At 69.5% G+C, this 20,245-nt stretch carries 20 protein-coding genes; 9 read left to right on the top strand and 11 right to left on the bottom strand.

The window, feature by feature from the left end:
* Positions 1–234: 234 nt before the first annotated feature.
* The 7 genes from IEY14_RS17450 to IEY14_RS17420 all read left to right on the top strand — a co-directional run bounded on the left by IEY14_RS17450 (position 235) and on the right by IEY14_RS17420 (position 7,768).
* Entirely contained in the window at positions 235–759 is a 525-nt protein-coding gene (locus IEY14_RS17450; RefSeq protein ID WP_244639539.1) for a MarR family winged helix-turn-helix transcriptional regulator, read from the top strand.
* Positions 756–1,454 carry an SDR family NAD(P)-dependent oxidoreductase gene (locus tag IEY14_RS17445; RefSeq protein ID WP_188910745.1) on the top strand — a complete coding sequence of 233 codons (699 nt, stop codon included), beginning with the start codon at positions 756–758 and terminating at the stop codon, positions 1,452–1,454. The genes IEY14_RS17450 and IEY14_RS17445 overlap by 4 nt, the downstream gene beginning before the upstream one ends.
* Before the next feature lies 1 nt (position 1,455).
* Positions 1,456–2,787, top strand: a complete 1,332-nt coding sequence (locus IEY14_RS17440; RefSeq protein ID WP_188910743.1) for an NAD(P)/FAD-dependent oxidoreductase — start codon at positions 1,456–1,458, stop codon at positions 2,785–2,787.
* A gap of 49 nt (positions 2,788–2,836) precedes the next feature.
* A complete protein-coding gene (locus tag IEY14_RS17435) occupies positions 2,837–4,504 on the top strand; it encodes a peptide ABC transporter substrate-binding protein (protein ID WP_188910741.1) in 1,668 nt (555 codons plus the stop codon).
* Positions 4,505–4,573: 69 nt separating this feature from the next.
* On the top strand, positions 4,574–5,524 hold the full coding sequence (locus IEY14_RS17430; RefSeq protein WP_188910739.1) for an ABC transporter permease: 951 nt from the start codon (positions 4,574–4,576) through the stop codon (positions 5,522–5,524).
* Positions 5,525–5,535: 11 nt separating this feature from the next.
* Positions 5,536–6,426 carry an ABC transporter permease gene (locus IEY14_RS17425; RefSeq protein WP_188910737.1) on the top strand — a complete coding sequence of 297 codons (891 nt, stop codon included), beginning with the start codon at positions 5,536–5,538 and terminating at the stop codon, positions 6,424–6,426.
* Positions 6,427–6,442: 16 nt separating this feature from the next.
* Positions 6,443–7,768, top strand: coding sequence for an NAD(P)/FAD-dependent oxidoreductase (locus IEY14_RS17420; RefSeq protein WP_444542173.1), 1,326 nt, complete (start codon positions 6,443–6,445; stop codon positions 7,766–7,768).
* Between the two features lie 266 nt (positions 7,769–8,034).
* Here the strand turns inward: IEY14_RS17420 and IEY14_RS17415 are convergent, their stop codons facing one another.
* The 11 genes from IEY14_RS17415 to IEY14_RS17365 all read right to left on the bottom strand — a co-directional run bounded on the left by IEY14_RS17415 (position 8,035) and on the right by IEY14_RS17365 (position 17,857).
* A complete protein-coding gene (locus IEY14_RS17415) occupies positions 8,035–8,274 on the bottom strand; it encodes a helix-turn-helix domain-containing protein (RefSeq protein WP_210318463.1) in 240 nt (79 codons plus the stop codon).
* A gap of 19 nt (positions 8,275–8,293) precedes the next feature.
* A complete protein-coding gene (locus IEY14_RS17410) occupies positions 8,294–8,599 on the bottom strand; it encodes a hypothetical protein (RefSeq protein WP_188910730.1) in 306 nt (101 codons plus the stop codon).
* Between the two features lie 127 nt (positions 8,600–8,726).
* Positions 8,727–9,455 (bottom strand): TfuA-like protein, encoded by a 729-nt coding sequence (locus IEY14_RS17405; RefSeq protein WP_188910728.1) that lies wholly within the window; start codon positions 9,453–9,455, stop codon positions 8,727–8,729.
* Positions 9,452–10,729 carry a YcaO-like family protein gene (locus tag IEY14_RS17400; RefSeq protein WP_188910726.1) on the bottom strand — a complete coding sequence of 426 codons (1,278 nt, stop codon included), beginning with the start codon at positions 10,727–10,729 and terminating at the stop codon, positions 9,452–9,454. The genes IEY14_RS17405 and IEY14_RS17400 overlap by 4 nt, the downstream gene beginning before the upstream one ends.
* 11 nt (positions 10,730–10,740) lie before the next feature.
* Positions 10,741–10,896 carry a hypothetical protein gene (locus IEY14_RS17395; protein ID WP_188910724.1) on the bottom strand — a complete coding sequence of 52 codons (156 nt, stop codon included), beginning with the start codon at positions 10,894–10,896 and terminating at the stop codon, positions 10,741–10,743.
* 87 nt (positions 10,897–10,983) lie between these two features.
* The gene (locus tag IEY14_RS17390; protein ID WP_188910722.1) at positions 10,984–12,933 is read right to left on the bottom strand and encodes an AfsR/SARP family transcriptional regulator; all 1,950 of its coding nucleotides are present in this window, start codon (positions 12,931–12,933) and stop codon (positions 10,984–10,986) included.
* Positions 12,934–13,046: 113 nt separating this feature from the next.
* Positions 13,047–13,835: an ABC transporter permease gene (locus IEY14_RS17385; RefSeq protein WP_188910720.1), complete on the bottom strand. Its 789-nt coding sequence runs from the start codon at positions 13,833–13,835 to the stop codon at positions 13,047–13,049.
* A 3-nt stretch (positions 13,836–13,838) separates the two neighbouring features.
* Positions 13,839–15,014: an ABC transporter permease gene (locus tag IEY14_RS17380; RefSeq protein ID WP_188910718.1), complete on the bottom strand. Its 1,176-nt coding sequence runs from the start codon at positions 15,012–15,014 to the stop codon at positions 13,839–13,841.
* A complete protein-coding gene (locus IEY14_RS17375) occupies positions 15,011–16,105 on the bottom strand; it encodes an ABC transporter ATP-binding protein (protein ID WP_373288994.1) in 1,095 nt (364 codons plus the stop codon). Before IEY14_RS17375 ends, IEY14_RS17380 begins: the two co-directional genes overlap by 4 nt.
* 50 nt (positions 16,106–16,155) lie before the next feature.
* Positions 16,156–17,205: an ABC transporter substrate-binding protein gene (locus IEY14_RS17370; protein WP_188910716.1), complete on the bottom strand. Its 1,050-nt coding sequence runs from the start codon at positions 17,203–17,205 to the stop codon at positions 16,156–16,158.
* Positions 17,206–17,308: 103 nt separating this feature from the next.
* Positions 17,309–17,857, bottom strand: coding sequence for a cupin domain-containing protein (locus IEY14_RS17365; RefSeq protein ID WP_244639538.1), 549 nt, complete (start codon positions 17,855–17,857; stop codon positions 17,309–17,311).
* Positions 17,858–17,986: 129 nt separating this feature from the next.
* Between IEY14_RS17365 and hisD the strand changes: the two genes are divergently transcribed.
* Complete coding sequence (hisD, locus tag IEY14_RS17360) at positions 17,987–19,279, top strand: histidinol dehydrogenase (protein WP_188910712.1); 1,293 nt, start codon at positions 17,987–17,989, stop codon at positions 19,277–19,279.
* Positions 19,280–19,540: 261 nt separating this feature from the next.
* Positions 19,541–20,209, top strand: coding sequence for a hypothetical protein (locus tag IEY14_RS17355; RefSeq protein WP_188910711.1), 669 nt, complete (start codon positions 19,541–19,543; stop codon positions 20,207–20,209).
* Positions 20,210–20,245: the final 36 nt, after the last annotated feature.

Below are 20,245 nucleotides of genomic sequence, written 5' to 3'. Positions count from 1 at the left end.
CTCCAACACGCCTCGGCTCGCCGAAGCCCGCTGCCCATCGCGGCGGCGGGCTGCACCCGCCATGCCTGTGGATTGAGCAGATTTCGCGGATGCCGAAAAAAGGCTCGGTCTTGGCAAAAGAATAGTTGTGTTCGTCCACTATCGGGTGGATAGTCCTCGTCATCGAAGCCGATCGCCTCTGTCTCCGGCCCGCCGGAGCCGCCGCCTTCCCACCGGGAGGCGGATGGGCGACGCATGTCCGGGGTCCCGATGGCGGATGCAGCGCGCGCAGCGGTCGACATGGTCGGAGCCTCCCGTCTCCGCGCGGAGGATGTAGATCTCGGCGTGCTCGACGGTACGCTCAGCTTCTTCATCCGCTCGATCAACATCGCCGTCACCCGCGATCTCGACCGCCGTCTCGACGGGCTCGACGTCGCGCGCGGCACCGGCAAGATCACGACCCTCTTCCTGGTTGAGCGCCATCCCGGCATCCGTCCCTCGGTGATCGCCGACGTGATCCTGAAGGACCGCTCGGCCATGGGGCGCATCCTGGACGACATGGAAGGGCACGGCCTCCTCTATCGCGAGACGGCGGAGGACGCGCGGGCGCAGGCTCTGTTCCTGACCGAACGGGGCCGGGCGCTGGCCGCCGAGGTGCGCGGCATCGTCGCCTCCTCGCGCGACTTCTTCGCCGAGATCGACGACGCCGAATACGAGGCGGCCATGGCGGTGCTGCGGCGGATCTACTGGCGGATCGTCCGCAAGAGGAGGGCGGCATGAGCGACAGACGGGTGGCGCTGGTTTCGGGCGCCTCGCGCGGCATCGGCGCTTCGATCGCGCGGCGCCTCGCGGCGGAAGGCTGGGACCTGTCGCTCGGCCTGCGCGACCCGGACGCGGCGCCCGGGATCGCCGATCTCGCGGCGGCCCATCGCCAGCGCTACGACGCGGCGGCCGGCGGCGAGGAGGCCTGGGTCGAGGCGGCGCTGGCGCGCTTCGGCCGGATCGACGCGATCGTCGCCAATGCCGGCATCCTGATCCCGAAATCGGTGATCGCGGCGGAGGACGAGGAGCTGGACGCGATGCTCGCCGTCAACGTCAAGGCGCCGCGCCGGCTGGCGAAGGCCGCCTTCGAGGCGCTCGCCGCCAGCGGCCGGGGGCGCGTCGTCATCCTCGCCTCTCTCTCCGGCAAGCGGGTGAAATCGGCCGATTCCGGTCTCTACGCCATGTCGAAATTCGCCGCCGTCGCCCTCTCGCACGGCATCCGGCAGGCGGGCTTCGATCGGGGCATCCGCGCCACCGCCGTCTGCCCCGGCTTCGTCGCCACCGACATGGCCCGGCCGATCGCCGGCCGGGAGGACGCGGCGATGACCGATCCGGACGAGCTCGCCGCCGTCGTCGCCATGCTGATCGGGCTTTCCAACACCGCGAGCGTCGCGGAATTCCATGTGAACTGCCAGCTCGAGGAGTTCTACTGACATGCCCGGTCCCTATGTCGATCCCTTCCACGGCGACGCGGACCTTCCCGCGAAGGTCGATGTCGTCGTCATCGGCGGCGGCATCATCGGCACCTCGACGGCGCTCGAACTCGCCGAGCGCGGCATTTCCGTCGCGCTCTGCGAGAAGGGCGGCATCGGCCACGAGCAGTCGAGCCGCAACTGGGGCTGGGTGCGCATCTCGCGGCGCGATCCGCGCGAGGTGCCGCTGATGGCGGAATCGCTCCGTCTCTGGCAGGGGATGGACGAGCGGATCGGCCGGCCGACCGGCTATACGCGGGCCGGAATCATCTTCACCTGCGCCGACGAGGAGAGCCTCGCGCAGCACGAGCGCTGGGGCCGGCATCTCGAACCCTACCAGATCGAGCACCGCATGCTGTCGGGCCAGGAGCTCGCCGACATGATGCCGGGCTCGCGCTTCGACGTGAAGGGCGCGCTCTACACGCCGACCGACGGGCGCGCCGAACCGCAGAAGGCGGCGCCCGCCATCGCGGAAGCCGCGCGCGACAAGGGCGCTCATGTCCTCACCGAATGCGCGGTGCGCGGCATCGAGACGGCCGGCGGGCGCGTGTCCGGCGTCGTCACCGAACGCGGGCCGATCGCCTGTTCGCAGGTCGTGCTCGCCGGCGGCGCCTGGTCGAGCCTGTTCTCGAACCGCTTCGGCATCGACCTGCCGCAGCTGAAGGTGATGAACACGGTGCTGCGCACCAAGCCGCTGGAGAACGGGCCGAGCCAGGCGCTGTGGCACAAGGATTTCGCCTTCCGCAAGCGGCGCGACGGCGGCTACACCGTCGCCTCCGGCCACGAGAACATCGTCGACATCGTGCCGGCCTCCTTCCGCTATGCCCGGAACTTCCTGCCGGCGCTGAAGTCGGAATGGGCCTCGCTGAATTTCCGTCTGGCCGGCCGCTTCCTCGACGAGATCCGCATTCCCCGGAGCTGGGCGATGGACGAGGCCTCGCCTTTCGAATATGCGCGCGTCCTCGATCCGAAGCCGTCCAAGGCGATGGCCGACAAGTTCCTGGCGGCGCTGAAGCGCGCCTATCCGCTCTTCGAGAAGGCCGAGGTGGCGCAGACCTGGGCCGGCTATATCGACGTGACGCCGGACGCCGTGCCGGTCATCTCGCCCGTCGAGGACGTGCCGGGCTTCCACATCGCCACCGGCTTTTCCGGCCACGGCTTCGGCATCGGCCCGGCCGCCGGCCGGCTGATGGCCGATCTCGTCACCGATCGCCCGCCGCTGGTCGATCCCGCCGCCTTCCGCCTGTCGCGCTTCTTCGACGGCTCGAAGGTCGAGATCATCAGCGGCTTCTGACCACGGCCCGCCCATCACGATTGCAATCTGGCTCGCAAAGGGGAATGGCATGACCAAGGCTGATCGACCCTCCTTCCGCCCGAACCGCCGGCAGACGCTCGGCCTCATGGCGCTCGGCTCCGCCGGCATCGTGATGCCGGGCCTCCTCGGCCGCGACAGGGCGCTCGCCGCGCCACCCGCCGCCCCGACCGGCCAGCTCGTCGTCGCCTTCAGCCAGGAGCCGACGGTCTTCAACCCCCATCTCCTGCATATCGAGGTGGACGAGGGCATCCATTTCAGCGTCTTTGACCCGCTCTTCGGCGTCGACCCGGAGGGCAAGTTCTATCCCGGCCTCGCCGCCGAGGTGCCGAGCGTCGAGAATGGCGGCATCTCCGCCGACGGCCTGACCTGGAAGGTGAAGCTGCGCGACGGCGTGAAATGGCACGACGGCAAGCCCTTCACCGCCGAGGACGTGAAGTTCACCCTCGAACTCCTGGTCGATCCGAACTTCCGCTCCTGGCGCCGCGCCGGCCACGATCTCGTGCGCGAGCTGACCGTCGTCTCGCCGACCGAGATCACCTGGAAGATGGAAAAGCCCTACGCGCCCTATCCCTCCGTCCTCGCCTCGACCTTCATCGTGCCCAAGCACGCCTTCGACGGCGTCGCCGACAAGAACACCGCGCCCTTCAACAACGCGCCGATCGGCACCGGCCCGTTCAAATGGGAGAGCCGCACGGCCGGCGACAATATCCAGCTCGCCGCCAACAAGGACTATTTCGGCGACGGTCCCTATCTGGAACGCCTGATCTACAAGTATATTCCCGATCTCAACGTGCTCTACACGCAGTTCAAGTCCGGCGACATCGACGTCACCGGCCTGCAATGGATCACGCCCGACCATTACGAGGAGGCGAAGACCCTCCCTGGCACCGAGATCTCGCTGGTGCCCGGCTCGACCGTGGAATCCTTCTCGCTCAACATGGGCCGGCCGCAGTTCCAGGACCTCGCGGTGCGCCAGGCGCTCTACAGCGCCATCGACAAGCAGTCGATCATCGACGCGCTCTATTACGGCCTGCCGACGCCGACCGAGAGCTACACGCCGCAGCAGAGCTTCTACTTCAATCCCGACCTGCCGAAGCACGAATATTCGATCGACAAGGCGAAGGCGCTGCTCGACGAGGCGGGCTGGAAGCCGGGCGCCGGCGGCATCCGCGAGAAGGACGGCGTCCGCCTGTCCTTCACCAATTCCACCACGGCCGGCAACCATATCCGCGAGCAGGTGCAGCAGTTCCTCCAGCAGTCCTTCCAGGAGATCGGCGTCGAGATGAAGATCTCGAACCTGCCGCCGGCGGTGATGTGGGGCGACTACTGGATGCAGTCGCAATTCGATTCCGTCGTCGTCGGCATCGACTTCCTCACCGGCCCGGACCCGGACGTCTCCGACTATCTCGCCTCGGCCTCGACCAATGCCAAGGGCGGTTCCGGCCAGAACAACTGGCAATATGCCAGCCCCGAGGTCGACCGGCTGCTCGCCGAGGGCGGTAAGTCCTTCGTGCCAGAGGAGCGCAAGGCCTCCTACCTGAGGATCCAGGAGATCGTGCGCCACGACCTGCCGCTGCTGCCGCTGTTCCAGTACACGACCGTGCGCGGCCGCAAGGCCGGCGTCACCGGCTTCCTGCCGAACGTCAACACGCGCATCGACACCTGGAATGTCGGCAGCTGGTACCGCGCCGCCTGAGCCTTGCCACCCGGAACGGGCGCTTGGCGCCCGTTCCGCCTCGCTCCCCTTCTTCGAGGGAACGCCGCCATGTCCCGCTTCCTGCTCGGCCGGCTCTGGCAGAGTCTCGTCCTGCTCTTCCTCGTCTCGCTGATCGGCTACAGCGTCCTGCTTCTCGCGCCGGGCGGGCCGATGTCGCAATTCGCCCTGACGCCCGGCATCACCAAGGCCGATCTCGACCGGATCGCCGCGCAGATGGGCCTCGACCGGCCGGTGATCGTCCAATATGCCGACTGGCTCTGGCATCTCCTCCAGGGCGACTGGGGCCGTTCCTTCCGCGGCGGCGAGCCCGTCCTGTCGATCATTCTCGGCCATCTGCCGGCGACGCTGCTCCTGATGGGCACCTCGACGGCGCTCGCCATCGGCCTCGGCAGCTTCATCGGCATCGCCGGCGCCATCCGCCGCCATTCCGCCTTCGACTATGCCTCGACGGTCGGCGCCATGGTGGCGCTGTCGGTGCCGACCTTCTGGTTCGGCCTCGTCGCGATCTACCTGTTCTCGCTGAAGCTGAAATGGTTTCCGGCCGGCAACATGTACACGATCGGCGACGGCTCGCTCACCGACTATCTCTGGCATCTCGTCCTGCCGGCGACCGTCCTCGCCCTCGTCGATGTCGCGGTCTGGAGCCGCTACATGCGGACGGCGACGCTGGACGTGATCCACCAGGACTTCGTGCGCACCGCCAGGGCCAAGGGGCTGACGCGGCGGCGCGTCCTCTTCAAGCATGTCGTCGGCAACGCCCTTCTGCCGATGATCACGCTGGCCGGCCTGCAACTGCCGACGATCCTCGGCGGCGCGCTCGTCACCGAGACGGTCTTCACCTGGCCGGGCATGGGCCGGCTGTTCCTCGATAGTCTCGGCTACAACGACTATCCGGTCGTGATGGGCCTTCTGATGTTCTCCGCCGTGCTGGTCCTCATCGGCAGCCTTCTCGCCGATCTCCTGACCGCGCTCGCCGATCCCCGCATCCGTCTCGCCTGAAGGAGGGAGCCATGAGCGACGTCGCGCCGCTGGCCATCGCCGCCCCGAAACCGGGACGCCTCAGCCGCAACCGGACGCTGATGCGCTTCCTGCGCCACCGTCTGGCGATGATCGGCCTCGCGATCGTCCTCGTCCTGACGCTCGCCTGCGCCTTCGGCCCCTATCTCCTGCCCTTCGACCAGTTGCAGATCGACATCCGGGCGCGCTTCGCGCCGCCCTTCACCGGCGCGCATCTCTTCGGCACCGATCCGCTCGGCCGCGACGTCGCGGCGCGGCTCTTCATGGCCGGGCGCATCTCGCTGCTCGTCGGCTTCTTCGCCATGCTGATCTCGACGCTGATCGGCACGACGATCGGCATCCTCGCCGGCTATCGCGGCGGCTGGCTCGGCGCCGTGCTGATGCGGGTGGTGGACGCCTTTCTCGCCTTCCCCTCGATCTTCCTTCTGCTGGCGCTCGCCGCCTTCATCAAGCCGGGGCCCTATACGATCACCCTGATCATCGCGGTGACGAGCTGGATGGAGATCGCGCGGATCGTCGCGGCCGAGGTGCGCTCGCTGCGCGAGCGCGACTTCATCCTCGCCGCCCGCATGCTCGGCCTGCCGAGCTCCTGGATCATGATGCGCGAGCTCCTGCCGAACGTCATCGGCCCGATCATCGTCGCCGCCTCGCTCACCGTCGCGCGGGCGATCCTGCTCGAAGCCTATGTCAGCTTCCTCGGCTACGGCATCCAGCCGCCGCTCCCCTCCTGGGGCAACATGCTGAACGGCGCGCAGCAATATCTCCAGAGCGCGCCCTGGCTCGCCATCGTGCCGGGCCTTGCCATCACGCTCGCCGTCACCGGCTTCAACTTCGTCGGCGACGGGCTGCGCGACGCGCTCGACGCGCGCAGCGACCTGCATTGAGAGGGCCGCGATGACGATGACGCCCCGCTTCTCGCCCTTCGACGCGACGCTCTGGTTCGCCAGCGCCGAACCCGCCCCGGCGACCACGGCGCTCGAAGGCGAGACGCGGGCCGATGTCTGCGTCGTCGGCGCCGGCTATACCGGCCTCACCACCGCGCTGGAACTCGCGAAGGCGGGGGCCGAGGTCGTGCTCCTCGAAGCCGAAGAGGCGGGCTTCGGCGGCTCCGGCCGCAATGCCGGCCATTGCACGCCGACCTTCACCCATTATTCGCTGCCCGACCTGCGCCGCATGCTGGGCGAGCCCTGGGCCGAGCGGCTGATCGCCCGGCAGACGCGCGCCAACGACCGCGTCGGCGGCATGATCCGCGACTACCAGATCCAATGCGAATGGGTGCAGAACGGCTATGTGATGGGCGCGCTCCATCCCGGCGCGCTGGGCGCCTTGCGGGAGAAGGAGGCGAGCTACAATGCCGTCGGCGCCCGGACGCGGGTGATCGACAAGGCGGAGGTGGAGGCGATCACCGGCTCGCCCCGCTTCGTCGGCGGCTGGCTGCACGAGGAGGGCGGGCATCTCAACCCGCTCTCCTATGCGCGCGGCCTCGCCCGCGCCGCGATGCAGGAGGGTGTGCGCCTCTTCACCGGCTCGCCCGTCTTAGGCGCCGCGCGCGAGGGCGGGCGCTGGCGGGTGACGACGCCTCGGGGCTCGGTCCTCGCCGAGAAAGTGATCTTCGCCTCCGGCGCCTATACGGTCGGCGGCTGGCCGAAGCTCGACCGGAGCTTCCGCATCCTGCGCGTCTTCGTCGCCGCGACGCAGGTCCTGTCGGAGGACACGCGCCGCCATGTCCTGCCGCGCAACACCACGATCCATGACGGCCGCGGCGACATCTATGTCTACAAATACGACGCGCATGGCCGCATCGTCGCCTCGATGTTTCCGATGGGCCGGCGCGGCCGCGACCTCGCCTATACGAAGCAGGTGATGACCGACCGGCTGACCTGGCTCCACCCCGAGATCCGCGAGACGATCCGCTGGGACTATCTCTGGTTCGGGGAGCTCGACATGCAGGTGAAGACGGTGCCGCGCCTCTACGGCCTCGCGCCCGGCGTCGTCGCGCTGACCGGCCTGTCGGGGCGCGGCGTGCCCACCGGCTCGATGCTCGGCTCGATCCTGTCGGAATGGGCGCTGGGCGTGCCGGAAGCCGATCTCGCCCTGAAGGTCGAGCCCCTGCGCGAGGCACCCTTCTACATGCGCTTCGGCCCGCAGCTCTCGCTGCGCTGGCACCGCCTCAAGGACAATCTCGCCACCCGCCGCGACGGAATGGCCCTGCCGCCGCACGCCTGACGGCGCGGCGGCCCGATCGATCGAGGGTCCGGTCTGCTGCCGAGAAGCCCGGCGGGCGGGCGCCCGCTTGTCCGCTTCGTCATCCCGGCCTTCGAGCCGGGATCCATGTCAAGCCGGTCGGGCCAGGCATGAAGCGTGAGGGAAGGACAGCAAGGCCCGACTTCGCGCGGTGGATTCGCCGAGGCATGGATCCCGGCTCGAAGGCCGGGATGACGAACCGAACGGTGGTCGGAAGGCTGGATCGCCGGTGACGAAGGCCGCCGGCCTCAGAGGCCGAGATGGCCCTTCGAATGGCCGTCCGGCCGCTCCTCGCGCGCCGGCTCGAAGCTGTCGTCCGGCATGAATTCGAGGAGGCCGCAATCGAGGACGCGGGCGATGAGCCAGAGCTTGCCGGCGGCGACGCGGTTGGCGCCGGTCTCGTATTTCTGGACCTGCTGATAGGACACGCCGATCAGCTCGCCGAGCTGCTCCTGCGTCAGCTGCCGCTCCAGCCGGATCCGCCGCAAGCGCGTTCCGATCTCCTGATCAATGGAGGAAGCTCTGCCTCTCGACGCCATCGTGCCTCACGCTACCCAGAGAGCCGATCGCCTGCCTGAGCAGGTTCACGCCGACCGGCGTGATGGTCTCCACATCCCGAAGAGCGTAGCTAAGGAAGGTTGCAAGGTCCAGTTGCTCTTCGGGGTGATTCTGGCTGCCGGAGAGGGATACGGCGCATTCCAGGATCGTCGCCTCCAAGAGGTCGGCCGCTTCCTTCGACACTTCCCGTAGTTGCGGAAGCGCGTAGGCGAGGTAAAGGACGCTGGCGATATCGGGACCGAATAAGTTCTTCATTGTAAATGGAGCGATTTCGGGATCGGGTTCGATGGCTTAAAAGGATGGATATGGTCGTCTCTTGTTCGGCGTTGCATCGACGTCCGGTGAAACATGAGGCCAGATCGCGATGCGGCGCCGTGTCGTCTCATGGCGGACTGGGTCGATCCTCCTGGAGCGCCAGGAAATGACTGGTGCGGGCGAGCTGCCAGGACGGGGCGCGGCCGGGCGCTGAAATGGTGGCCAGCCAATCGATCACCTGCCAGGCGTCCTGGCGCTTGCGATCGACCAGCCCCGCGGCAAGCTCTTGCCGAATCACGGCTTTCCGCGCGTCGGCAAGGCCGGAGCAGAGCGCCGTCGCGGCGCGGAAGGTCCGTTCCGAGAAATGGAGATGCCGGCCGGCCAGGATCAGCAGCTCGGCCTCGCGGCGCGCGAGCCGGCCAGTGGCTTTGGCGTTCAGCACGGTCGCCTCGAAATTCACCCAGGGCACCGAGAGGGGCATGAAGTCGAGCTCCGCCGGCCCGTGCGCCACGGCCACCGCCTCGTCGTCCATCAGGCGCCCGCTCGCATAGTCCTGGAAGAGCGTGCCGAGCCCGACCATGCCGAAGCTTCCGCATTCGGCGGCGCGCAGCGCTCCCATGCTGGCCCCGCCGCCCACCGCAACGCGGCCGGCCAGCGCATAGAGGATCTCCTTGTGCCAGACGGCCGGAACGTCGCCGAAACAGCCGTCGACGAGGCCGATCGCCGTCGCGCCGTCCTCCACCGCCGCGACGATGTCGCCGCGCGCCGCCGGGCCGCGCAGGTCGAGATCGGGATGGCAGCGCCGCAGTTCGGCGCGCTGTCCATGGAGGCTCGGGCCGACGAACAGGACCTTCATGCCGCCACCTTCATGATCTGCCGGGCGGCGCGGATGCCCAGCTGCACGTTGCGCCCGTCCAGCCCGACTTCGAGGCCCGGCACGAGGACGCGGACGACGGCCGCCCCGCTCGCATGCCGGGCGATCGGCACCACCACCACCTCGCCGAGCCCGGCGGCGCCGAGCCGCGCCACCATGGCCCGCAGCCGGGCCTGGATCGTGTCTCCCGCGCCGCCGAAGGGCGCGCGGCAGGCCGGCCGGCGCGGGGCGCCGATGAGCGCCAGCGTCTCGGCCAACGAAGAACCTCCCGTCCCCGAAGGACGATATTGGCGGGGGGTGAGATCGTCGCGCGAGCCGGCGATCAGCGTCAGCCGCGTCTGGGCCGCCTCGGTGACGGCGCGGATCGCGGCGCGGGCCGGCAGCGGATGGCAGCCATAGCCGCCGCAGATCTGCGACCAGGCGACGTCGCAGGCGCGCGGCAGGGCGCGCGGCACCAGGACGGCGGCATAGGCGGGCACAGCTAGATCGGAGCTCATGTCGGCGAGGAAAAGGTCGAAGCCGGCGCGCTCGATGCGATCGACCAGCGTGTCGAGAACCGCGTCGCCGAGCGAGCGCGGATCGACCCGCAGCGCCGCCAGCGCCTCGTTGGAGCGGAGCAGCATCAGCGTCCAGGCGTCGCGCTCGATCAATTCGCAAAGGCCGTGGAAGGTCGCTTCCACCAGCGTGTTGCCGGAGGCGAGGCCGTCGCTCGACTGCTCGAAGCCGGACGGGCGCGGCTCGCGATGGTCGAGACCGGCGAGCCACCAGGGCACGCGCACCCTCTCGCCGCTCGCGAGGTCGAGGCCCTCGATCCAGGGCATGGCGCGCGCCGGCTCGATCGCCTCCGGCACGCAGCGCGCGGTGCGCTCGAGATCGAGGAGGCGCGATCCACTCCGCTGGGCGCTCGCCAGCGATTCGTTCACGAGATCCGCCGGCTGGCGCTCGGCGACGGCGGTCTCGAAGGCCTCCATCGCCGCCGAGGTCATCGCGGCGTCGATATCGAGGCCCTTGCCCTGGAAGACGGACAGGCTGTGGCTGTTCGGCCGCGTCGCGAAGGCGACGGGAATGCCGATGACGTCGAGCCCGGTCAGGAGGCCGATGCGCGTGATGCCGAGATCCGGCAGGAGCGCGCGCATCGCGGAGAGCGTCTCGGCCGGCGGGCGCGCCCGGTCGTGATACGGCCCGATCGGGGCCGTATCCCCGGAAAGATCCGTCGCCAGATGGTCCAGCAGGGTCTTGCCGTCGCGCGCGGTCACCGGCCGCGCCTTCAGCGGAACAGCATCGCTTGCGACACGTCGCTCATGGCGTTGGCGGCCGGCATCGTCGCGCCGCCGGCGAGAAGGGCGGCGGCCTCCTTGCCGAAGCGCAGCTCCAGCGGACGGCGGTTCGAGGTCGGCTGGCCGAGAGTCTTCTGATCCTGCATGGCGATGCTTCCCGTTTCGATGACGGGAGGCAGTCTTCCGCAAGGGGCGTCACACGGGCGTCAAACCGCCGCCGGGCGGTGCTGCGGTCAGTCGAGACCGGCGCCGCGCAGCCCGGCGGCGAACTGGCGCAAGTCGGCCGGACGGCGGTCCGGGATGATCTGCCAGACATCGTCGACGCGGAAGGCCGGATAGTTCTCGCGGACGCGCGCGGCATGGCCCCGGGCCGCGGTCAGATCGCCCGCCATGGCGCAGGTGGCGGCGAGAAGGCGCGCCGTCGACGGGCGGTCGGCGATCGGCTGGAGCACGGCGACGGCCCCGTCGTAATCCTCGAGCCGATAGAGAATGCTGGCTTCGATCCAGCGATAGTAATCGGGGCCGAGCGGGTTGAGCGCCTTCGCCGCGCGCATGAGCTCCAGCGCCCGTTCGGGCTGCCCGTCATGCATCACGGCATCGGCATAGTCGGCGAGGAGATCGGCATCGTTCGGCGCTCTGGCGCGGGCGGCGGCGAAACAGGCGAGGCTGTCGTCGTGCCGGCGCAGATAGAGATTGGCGAAGCCGAGCTCGCGCAGCGCCCGGCCGCTGCCGGGATCGCAGGCCTCGGCGCGCTGCGCGGCCTGGAGCGCGTCCGTCAGGAGCTCGCGATCCGTCATGCCCCGGACCAGCCATTCCATGCTGAGCGTGCGCGACAGGCCGGCCAGCGCCGCCGAGAACTCGTCGCAGCGCTTCACCGCCAGACGGAACCACTTGCGGGCGGCGCGCAGCGGCTCCAGTCCGGTCGCGCCGATCGAGCGCTTGCCTTCGAGATAGAGGCGATAGCCGGTGGCGCCGGCCTCGGCGAGCGACAGCCGGCCCTCCGCCCGCTCGATCAGCGCGGCGAGGCTGCCGACCGTGCGGCGCACGATGTCCGTCAGCGAGGCCTGGAGATTGGCGGCGGAGATCTCCAGATCGACGGCCCAGAGCACCTCGCCGGTCGAGAGCTTGGTCAGCCGGCAGGAGGCGTTCAGCGGCTCGCCGGAACTGCGGATGCCGACGGTGACGGCATAGTCGGGGCGCGGCGCCTCGCCGAACGGCGCAGGCCCGAGCGCCGGGGAGCCCGGCGCCCGCCGCGCCAGCTGCCAGCTCGTATGGGCGGCGATCACCCGGAAGGAGCCGAACTGGCTGAGGCCGAGCGTGATCTCCTCCAGGAGCACGAGGCCGAAGCGGTCCAGGAGCTCGTTGCCCGGCAGGAGCGCCGGCGGCATGACGATGACGGTCGGAATGCCCAGCCGGTCGCCGCGCTCCGGCGCGTCCGATAAGGCGGCGACCGACGCCGACGGCGGGACGGCCGCCCCTTCGAGGCCGAGCCGGGCGGCGAGCGCCTGGATGTCGGGCGAGGGCTCGATGCCGAGTTCGTCGCGCAGCCGGGCGCGGCAATCCAGCCAGGCGCGCCGCGCCGCCGCCAGGTCGCCGGCCTCGGCATGGGCGGTCAGGCGATGGCGGTGGCCGGTTTCGTCCAGCGGCTCCAGGGCGAGCAGCCTCTCGGCGATGTCGAGCCGGGCGGCGGGATCGAGCGCCGCCGCGTCCAGGGCCGCGCGCAGGGCCGCGCCGCGCTGCTCGTTGGCGCGGCGGCTCGCCCAGCGCAGCCAGTCCTCGAACTGATCGCCCTTGGCGGCGACGCCCTCCAGCAGCGGCCGGCCATCGACGGCGCCGGGGGCCACCGCGCCGGACAGGAGCGCGACGGCATCGACGCGCCACCGGTCCTCCGCCAGCCGCAGGCCGCCCTCCGGCGTCACGCGGACGGGTGAGCCGGGTTCGAGCTGGCCGAGGCGCAGGAGGAGCTGGCGCAGATTGCCGGCGCGGCGGGCGGGCGGCACCTCCTCCCAGAGGAGTTCGCGCGCGCTCGCGCGGTCGAGATCGCGCCCCGCCGCGAAGGCGAGAAGGGCGACCAGCATGAAGGCCTTTTCCGGGAAGACGACCGGCGACCCGCCGACGAGAGCCGTCGGGCGACCGAAGAGGTCGATCCGTCCGAGCGGGCTGTCAGTCGGCGATTGGGGCATCACGGATGCTTGCGTGTTCGCGCCATCGGTTCGATGCGGGCAGCTATCGCATTTTTCGGCGGCGCCACCAACAGGGTCGCGGCGATCATGGCGGACGGGGCGCCGCGCCGCGCTCAGGCCGAAGGGCGCTGAACGCGGCGGCGCCGGTTCATCAGCCCGGCGAGACCGGCGAGGAGAAGCGTGCCGAGAATCAGCAGAAAGGCGGCGGCGGCGATCGCCGGGCTGATATTCTCGCGGATGGAGGAGAACATCTGCCGGGCGAGCGTGCGCTGGTTCGGGCCTGCGACGAAGAGCGTCAGCACCACCTCGTCCAGCGAGGTGGCGAAGGCGAAGACGGCGCCGGTGACCATGCCGGGCATGGCGAGCGGAAGCGTCACGCGCCGGAAGACGGTGGCGGGCGAGGCGCCGAGGCTGGCCGCCGCCCGCTCCACCCGCCGGTCGATGCCCTGGAGCGCCGTCGAGACGCTGACGACGACGAAGGGCACGCAGAGCACCGTATGGGCGAGGATCACGCCGGCATAGCTGCTGGTGAGGCCGAGGCGCGACAGCGAGATCTGGAGGCCGACGCCGAGCACCACGGCCGGCACCACCATCGGCAGGAGGAAGAAGGTGCGGATGACGTTCGGAAAGGGCATCAGGTTGTTGCGCAGGCCGAGCGCGGCCAGCGTGCCGAGCACCACCGACAGGACCGTCGCGCCGAGGCCGATGACGAGGCTGTTGACGATCGCGAGGCGCCAGACCTCGGCGCTCGCCAGCTCGTCGAACCAGCGCAGCGAGACCGAGGGCATCGGATAGTTGAGGAAGATGCCGGAGGTGAAGGCCAGCGGCAGGATGGCGACGAGCGGCGCGAGCAGGAAGATCACCGCCAGCGTGCCGAACAGGGCTTGGGCGCCGCGCAGCATGGCTCAGGCTCCCAGCGGCGCGCCGGAGCGCGACAGGCGGCCATAGACGAGATAGAGCAGCGTCGTGACCACGAGAAGGATGAGGCCCAGCGCGCCGGCCATGCCCCAATTGGCGGTCTGGAGCGCGTAGAAGGCGATGATCGAGGAGATCATCTGGTCGTTCGGGCCGCCGACGAGCGCGGGCGTGATGTAATAGCCGATCGCCACCATGAAGACGAGGAGCGCGCCGGACAGGATGCCCGGCATCGCCAGCGGCAGGAGCACGCGGCGGAAGGCGGCGAAGGGCGGCGCGCCCATCGAGGCGGCGGCCGGCATCAGCGTCTTCGGAATGGCGTTCACCACGCTGAAGATCGGCAGCACCATGAAGGGCAGGAGCACATGCGTCATCGCCACGACGACGCCGGTGCGGTTGAAGATGAGCGGCAGCGGCGCGTCCACCAGCCCGAGGCCGATCAGCGCGCGGTTGATGAGGCCCTGGTCCTGGAGCAGGATGAACCAGGCGGCGGTGCGCACCAGCAGCGAGGTCCAGAGCGGCAGGAGCACGGCCAGCATCAGCGCGTTGCGCTTCCAGCCGGAAGTCGCCGCCATCAGCATGGCATAGGGCAGGCCGATCGCCAGGCAGGCGAGGGTGATCGTGCCGGCGATGAGGAAGGTGCGGGTGATGATCAGCCGGTTGGCGGAACTCCCCGCCGGCAACTCGACCACGGCGCCGCTCTCGTCGCGGCCGAGATCGGCGGCGGCGAGGAGATTGCGGTCGGTATAGGCGGAGGAGGCCTTCTGGATCGCGGCCCAGAAGGCCGTGTCGCTCCAGCGGGCGTCGACGGCCGCGAGATCCACCGGCCCGCTCGCCGCGCCTTGCGCGGCGCGCTGCGTCTTCGGCATCAGGGTGCGGAAGCCGGCGACCTCGGTGTTGAGGCGGCGCACGGCGGCGCCGAGATCGATCGTCGCGGTCTGGCGCAGATCCTCGACCAGCGCCGCCTGGGCCTCCGGCGCCGGCACGCCCTCGCCGTTCCAGCCGGCCAGCGCGGCGGCGGTGCGCGGCAGGGCGGTGGCGACGGCGGGATCGCGCATCGAGACCGAGATCATGGTCCAGAGCGGCCAGACGAAGAAGAGGGCGAGAAACAGGAAGAGCGGCGCGACGAGCACCGCGCTGCGTAAGGAGGAATTCGGCCGCCTCATGCCGGAAAGACCGCGCAATCGGCCGGCGCCACCGAGACATGGACGGGCGCGCCGACGGCCGGCGCGGCGCTGCGGCGCTCGCAGCGCGCGACGAGCCTCAGATCCCCGCGCGACAGGTGCAGCCGCAGATGGTCGCCCTGGTAGACGACATCGTCGATGCTCGCCGCGACCCGGCCCTCGCCGGCCTCCGGATCGAGATGCAGCCGCTCCGGCCGGATCGAGACCATGACGCGGGCGCCGGTCCCGAGCCCGGCGGCGGCCGTCGCGGCCGGCGCGGCGCGCAGGCGCGCGCCCTCGCCGAGATCGAGGACGAGCGCGCCGCCCTCGGTGCCGGCGACGGTGGCGGGAAGAAGATTGGTCTCGCCGATGAACTGGGCGACGAAGCTGTTCTGCGGATGATCGTAGACCTCCGCCGCCGTGCCGATCTGCGAGATCTTGCCCTTGTCGAAGATCGCGATGCGGTTCGACATGGTCAGCGCCTCGCTCTGGTCGTGCGTGACGAAGACGATGGTGAGGCCGAGCCGGCGGTGCAGTTCGCGGATCTCGAGCTGCATCTCCTCGCGCAGCTGCTTGTCGAGCGCGCCGAGCGGCTCGTCCATCAGGACGACCTTCGGCTCGAAGACGAGGGCCCGCGTCAGCGCGACGCGCTGCTGCTGGCCGCCGGAAAGCTGGTCCGGCCGGCGGTCGGCGAGAGCGCCGAGGCGCACGCGCTCCAGCGCGCGCTTGACGCGGCTGTCGATCTCGGCCCGGCCGAGCCGGCGCATGCGCAGCGGAAAGGCGACGTTCTCGGCGATCGTCATATGCGGAAACAGCGCGTAGTTCTGGAAGACGACGCCGATGCCGCGCTTGTGCGGCGGCAGTTCCTGGATGCGCTCGCCGTCGAGAAGGATCGTGCCGGCGCTCGTCTCCTCGAAGCCGGCCAGCATCATCAGGATCGTCGTCTTGCCGGAACCGGACGGCCCGAGCAGCGACAGGAACTCGCCCTTCTCCACTTCGAGTTCGAGATTCTCGACCACCTTCGTGATGCCGAAGGACTTCGAGACGTCATGGAAGTGGATGAAGTTCCGCATCGAGCCCTTGGAATCGTCCATGGTGGGGTCCGAGGCCGGCGGCGGGCGCCGGCCTCGCTCGGCCGTTCGGATTACTGCGCGATCCAGGCGTTGAAGCGCGTGTTCAGCGCCTCGATATTGTCGACCCAGAAATCGGTGTCGAGCGGGATGGCGCTTTCGAGATTGGCCGGGGCGGTCGGCAGCTGGGCGGCGACCTCGGGCTTCAGCATCTCGCCGGCCGCCTTGTTGGGCAGGCCGTAGGCGATGTAGTCGGGCAGCTTCGACTGGTTGGCCGGCGCGCTGGCGAACTGGATGAAGTCGAAGGCGGCGTCCTTATTGGGCGAGCCCTTGAGGACGACCCAGCTGTCGACGGCATAGATCGAGCCCGGCCAGACGATCTGGAAGTTCTTGCCCTCCGACTTGTTGATGCCGGCGAGGCGGCCGTTATAGGCCGAGGTCATCACCACCTCGCCGGAGGCGAGAAGCTGGATCGGCTGCGCGCCGGCTTCCCACCAGACGAGGTCCTTCTTGATCGTGTCGAGCTTCTTGAAGGCGCGGTCGACGCCGGCGGGCGTCGCGAGCTCCTTGTAGACGTCCTTCGGCGCGACGCCGTCGGCGATGAGGGCGAATTCGAGCGCATATTTCGGGCCCTTGCGCAGGGCGCGCTTGCCGGGGAACTTCGTCGTGTCGAAGAAGTCGGCCCAGCTCGTCGGCGCGGTCTTCAGCTTGTTCGCGTCATAGCCGAGGCCGGTCGTCCAGACGATGGCGCCGACGCCGCAATCGCTGACGGCGGAGGGGATGAAGCCCTCCTTGCCGCCGAGCTTCGACCAGTCGACCGGCTCGTAGATGCCGTCGGCGCAGCCGAGCGCCAGTTCCTCAGCCTCCACCTGCACGACGTCCCAGTTCGGGGTGCCGGCCTGCATCTTGGCGGAAAGGACGCCGTAGCCGCCGTCCCAGGACTCCTCCAGGAGCGGCTTGCCGGTCTTCTCGGCGAAGGGCTTGAAATAGATGGTGCGCTGGGCGTCCTGATAGTTGCCGCCCCAGGAGACGACGGTGAGATCGCGCGCCGCGGCCGGACCGGCTGCCATAAGGGTGGCGGCGACGAGGCCGCCGATCAATCGACGAATTCCGGTTCCAGACATGGCGCTTCTCCCCAATTGAACGGTTCGAAACTGAAGCATGAATATGCAGCCATACAAATGGCTTGGCGCGTGTGTTCAGTAAAATTACCGGCCTATCCCCCTGTCAATAGGTGGGCGGGGTGATGGCGCTGACGAGTTCGGCCGTGTCCCGCCCGATATTGCGGAAGCGATGCGGCATCTCGCTGCTGAAATAGTATGCGTCTCCCTCGGCCAGAAGCCGCGTCTCGGTGCCGACGCTCACCTCCACCGCGCCCTTCGTCACGATGCCCGCCTCCTGCGCCTTGTGCGAGAAGGCCTCGCCCGTGTCGGCGCCCGGCCGATAGGTCTCGCGCAGCATCAGGAGCTGGCGGTTGGGATGGTTGATGCCGATCATCCGATAGGAGATGCCGTCCGCCCGGCCGATCTCCGTCAGCTCCTCCGCCCGGTAAAAGGGCGAATGCGGAATGCGGTCGCCGACCTCCGAGAAGAAGCCGGTGAGCGTCGAGCCCATGGCTTCGAGAATGGCGCTGAGCGTGTCGATCGACGGGCTCATGCGGTCGCGCTCCAGGAGCGAGATGGTGGAATGGGCGATGCCGGAGCGGATGGCGAGCTCGCGCGTGCTGAGCTGGCGGCGGCGGCGCAGCTCGCGGATGGCGGCTCCGATGGCGGGCATGGGCATTTCCTTCGCTTGGACAAGATCCGATCGGCCTGGCGAGAATAATGAACGCGGGCGTCAGGCGCCATTGTCGGGCGCTGCGTCCTCTGCGAGCGTTCTGCCTCAAACTCCGGCAAAGGCGACGACATGACACCCGAGATCGAGGCGCTGCGCGCGCGACTCACCTTCGTGAAGGCCCCCGTCGCGGACAAGGCGACGGAAACGAGCGTCTCCGGCACCGTGGCCGAGGTGCTGGCCGCGATCCGCCACGAGGGCGACGCGGCGGTGCGGCGCTATTCCAAGGCCTTCGACAAGATCGAGCCCGAGATCCTGGAAGTGACGCCGGAGGAGCGGGAGCGGGCCGTCGCCGAGCTCGACCCGCAGACCCGCGCCGATACCGAATTCGCCATCGCCAATGTCCGCGCCTTCGCCGAGGCGCAGTTCAAGACCATCCTGCCCTTGGAGATCGAGCTCCGGCCGGGCCTCCATCTCGGCCATCGCGTCATCCCGGTGCAGAGGGTCGGCGCCTATGTGCCGGGCGGGCGCTATCCGCTGCTCTCGGCGCCGATCATGACGATCGTGCCGGCCAAGGTCGCGGGCTGCGCCGAGGTGATCGCCTGCCTGCCGCCGACGGCGGCCCCGGCGATGATCGCCGGCTGCCATCTCTCCGGCGCCGACCGCATCTTCCGCGTCGGCGGCGCGCAGGCGATCGGCGCCATGGCCTACGGCACCGAGACGATTCCCGCCGTCCACAAGATCTTCGGGCCGGGCAATGCCTATGTGAACGAGGCGAAGCGCCAGGTCTTCGGCCCGGTCGGCATCGACCAGCTGGCGGGGCCGAGCGAGATCTACACGCTCGCCGACGAGACCGGCAACGCGGAGGTCATCGCGACCGACCTCCTCGCCCAGGCCGAGCACGACATCCATACCCGCGTCGGGCTGATCACCACGCACCGCCCGCTCGCCGAGGCGGTGATCGCCGAGGTCGAGCGCCAGCTGGAGACGCTCGCCACCGCCAATGTGGCGCGCGTCGCCTGGGAGCGGCAGGGCGAGGTGACGGTCTGCGCGAGCGAGGCGGACATGATCGCCTATTCCGACTGGATCGCCGCCGAGCATCTCCAGGTCCACACGCGCGACGCCAAGGCGCTCGCCGCCAGGCTCACCGGCTACGGCTCGCTGTTCATCGGCACGAAGGCGAGCGTCGTCTATTCCGACAAGTGCTGCGGCACCAATCACACCCTGCCGACGATGGGCGCCGGGCGCTATACCGGCGGGCTCTGGGTCGGCTCCTATGTGAAGATCGCCACCCATCAGTGGCTGGAGGACGAGGGCGTTTCGGCCGTCGCGCCCCCGGCGGTGCGCCAGAGCGCCAGCGAGGGCCTGGAGGGCCATCGCCGCGCCGCCGTGCTGCGCCTCGAAAAGCCAGAACTCTTCGCCTGAGCCGCGCCGCGCGCCGGCCGGGGCTCGCCCCCTGCCGGCGTCGGACAGCGGCGGGGACGGCCCGCCGCCGAGCGCCGGATCGTCCCGCCGGGGCAAGAAAGAAGCCTGCTCGCCCTGGGGAAGGCGGGCGATGAGGTCCAGGCGTATCATTCGAATTGTTCACAAATCGGCCATGCGCGATAGTTCATAGTGCGGCATCCGCTGACGAGGTCGCGTGACCTGACCTTATGGGATGCTTCTGCCTGAAGGTGGGACCTGGCCGTGCCGAAACTCTCGCTCCCCGTCGCCATGGTGGCGGCGCTCCTCCTCGCGCCCGCCAGCCGGGCCGACGACTATCCCGTGGTGGCGGGCTTCTCGCGCAGCGTCTGCGAGGACATCACGTCCGGCCTTCTCACCCGCACGCGGATCAAGGAGGCGGTGGAAGCCAGGGTCGGCGTCCTGGCGGCGATGGTGAATGGCGGGGAGGCGGTGAGCGAGAGCTTCGTGCGCCAGCTCTATAGCGGCATCCCCTTCGACAAGCTGCCGGACTACATGCCCTCGGCGCTGAGCTGCAAGTTCGAGCTGGCGAGCGTCATCTCGCAGCGCCGGAAGATCGTCGAGAACAGCTGCGAGAACGAGGCCTTCGGCCAGATCGGCTGGCGTCTCTCGGAGGATGTGACCGAGGCCTCGGGCGATCTGGACCATCGCGGCGACGAGGAATGGTGGTGCAACAAGATGACGAGCGACTTCCTCGCCGCCCGCCGGATCGCGGAACCCTATCGCATCGACCGGCTGGGCGCCGCCGAGACCAGTGCCAAGGACGCGACGGGCGCCACGCGCTTTCGCTATAGCTGCTCGGCCCGCGTCAGCTGGGCCCCGCGCTACAACGTGCGGCGCGACGCGACGCTGTGCGGCGTCCACGAGGAACAGGCCTCCGACGCCGGGCGCTGAGGCGACGTCAGCACGGACGGAGCGATGCGATCTGTC

The sequence above is a fragment of the Aureimonas endophytica genome (genome assembly GCF_014642635.1).
Classification (GTDB): domain Bacteria; phylum Pseudomonadota; class Alphaproteobacteria; order Rhizobiales; family Rhizobiaceae; genus Plantimonas; species Plantimonas endophytica.
The sequence above is the reverse complement of the archived record's forward strand: the minus strand, read 5'-3'. Positions and strand labels throughout refer to the sequence as shown.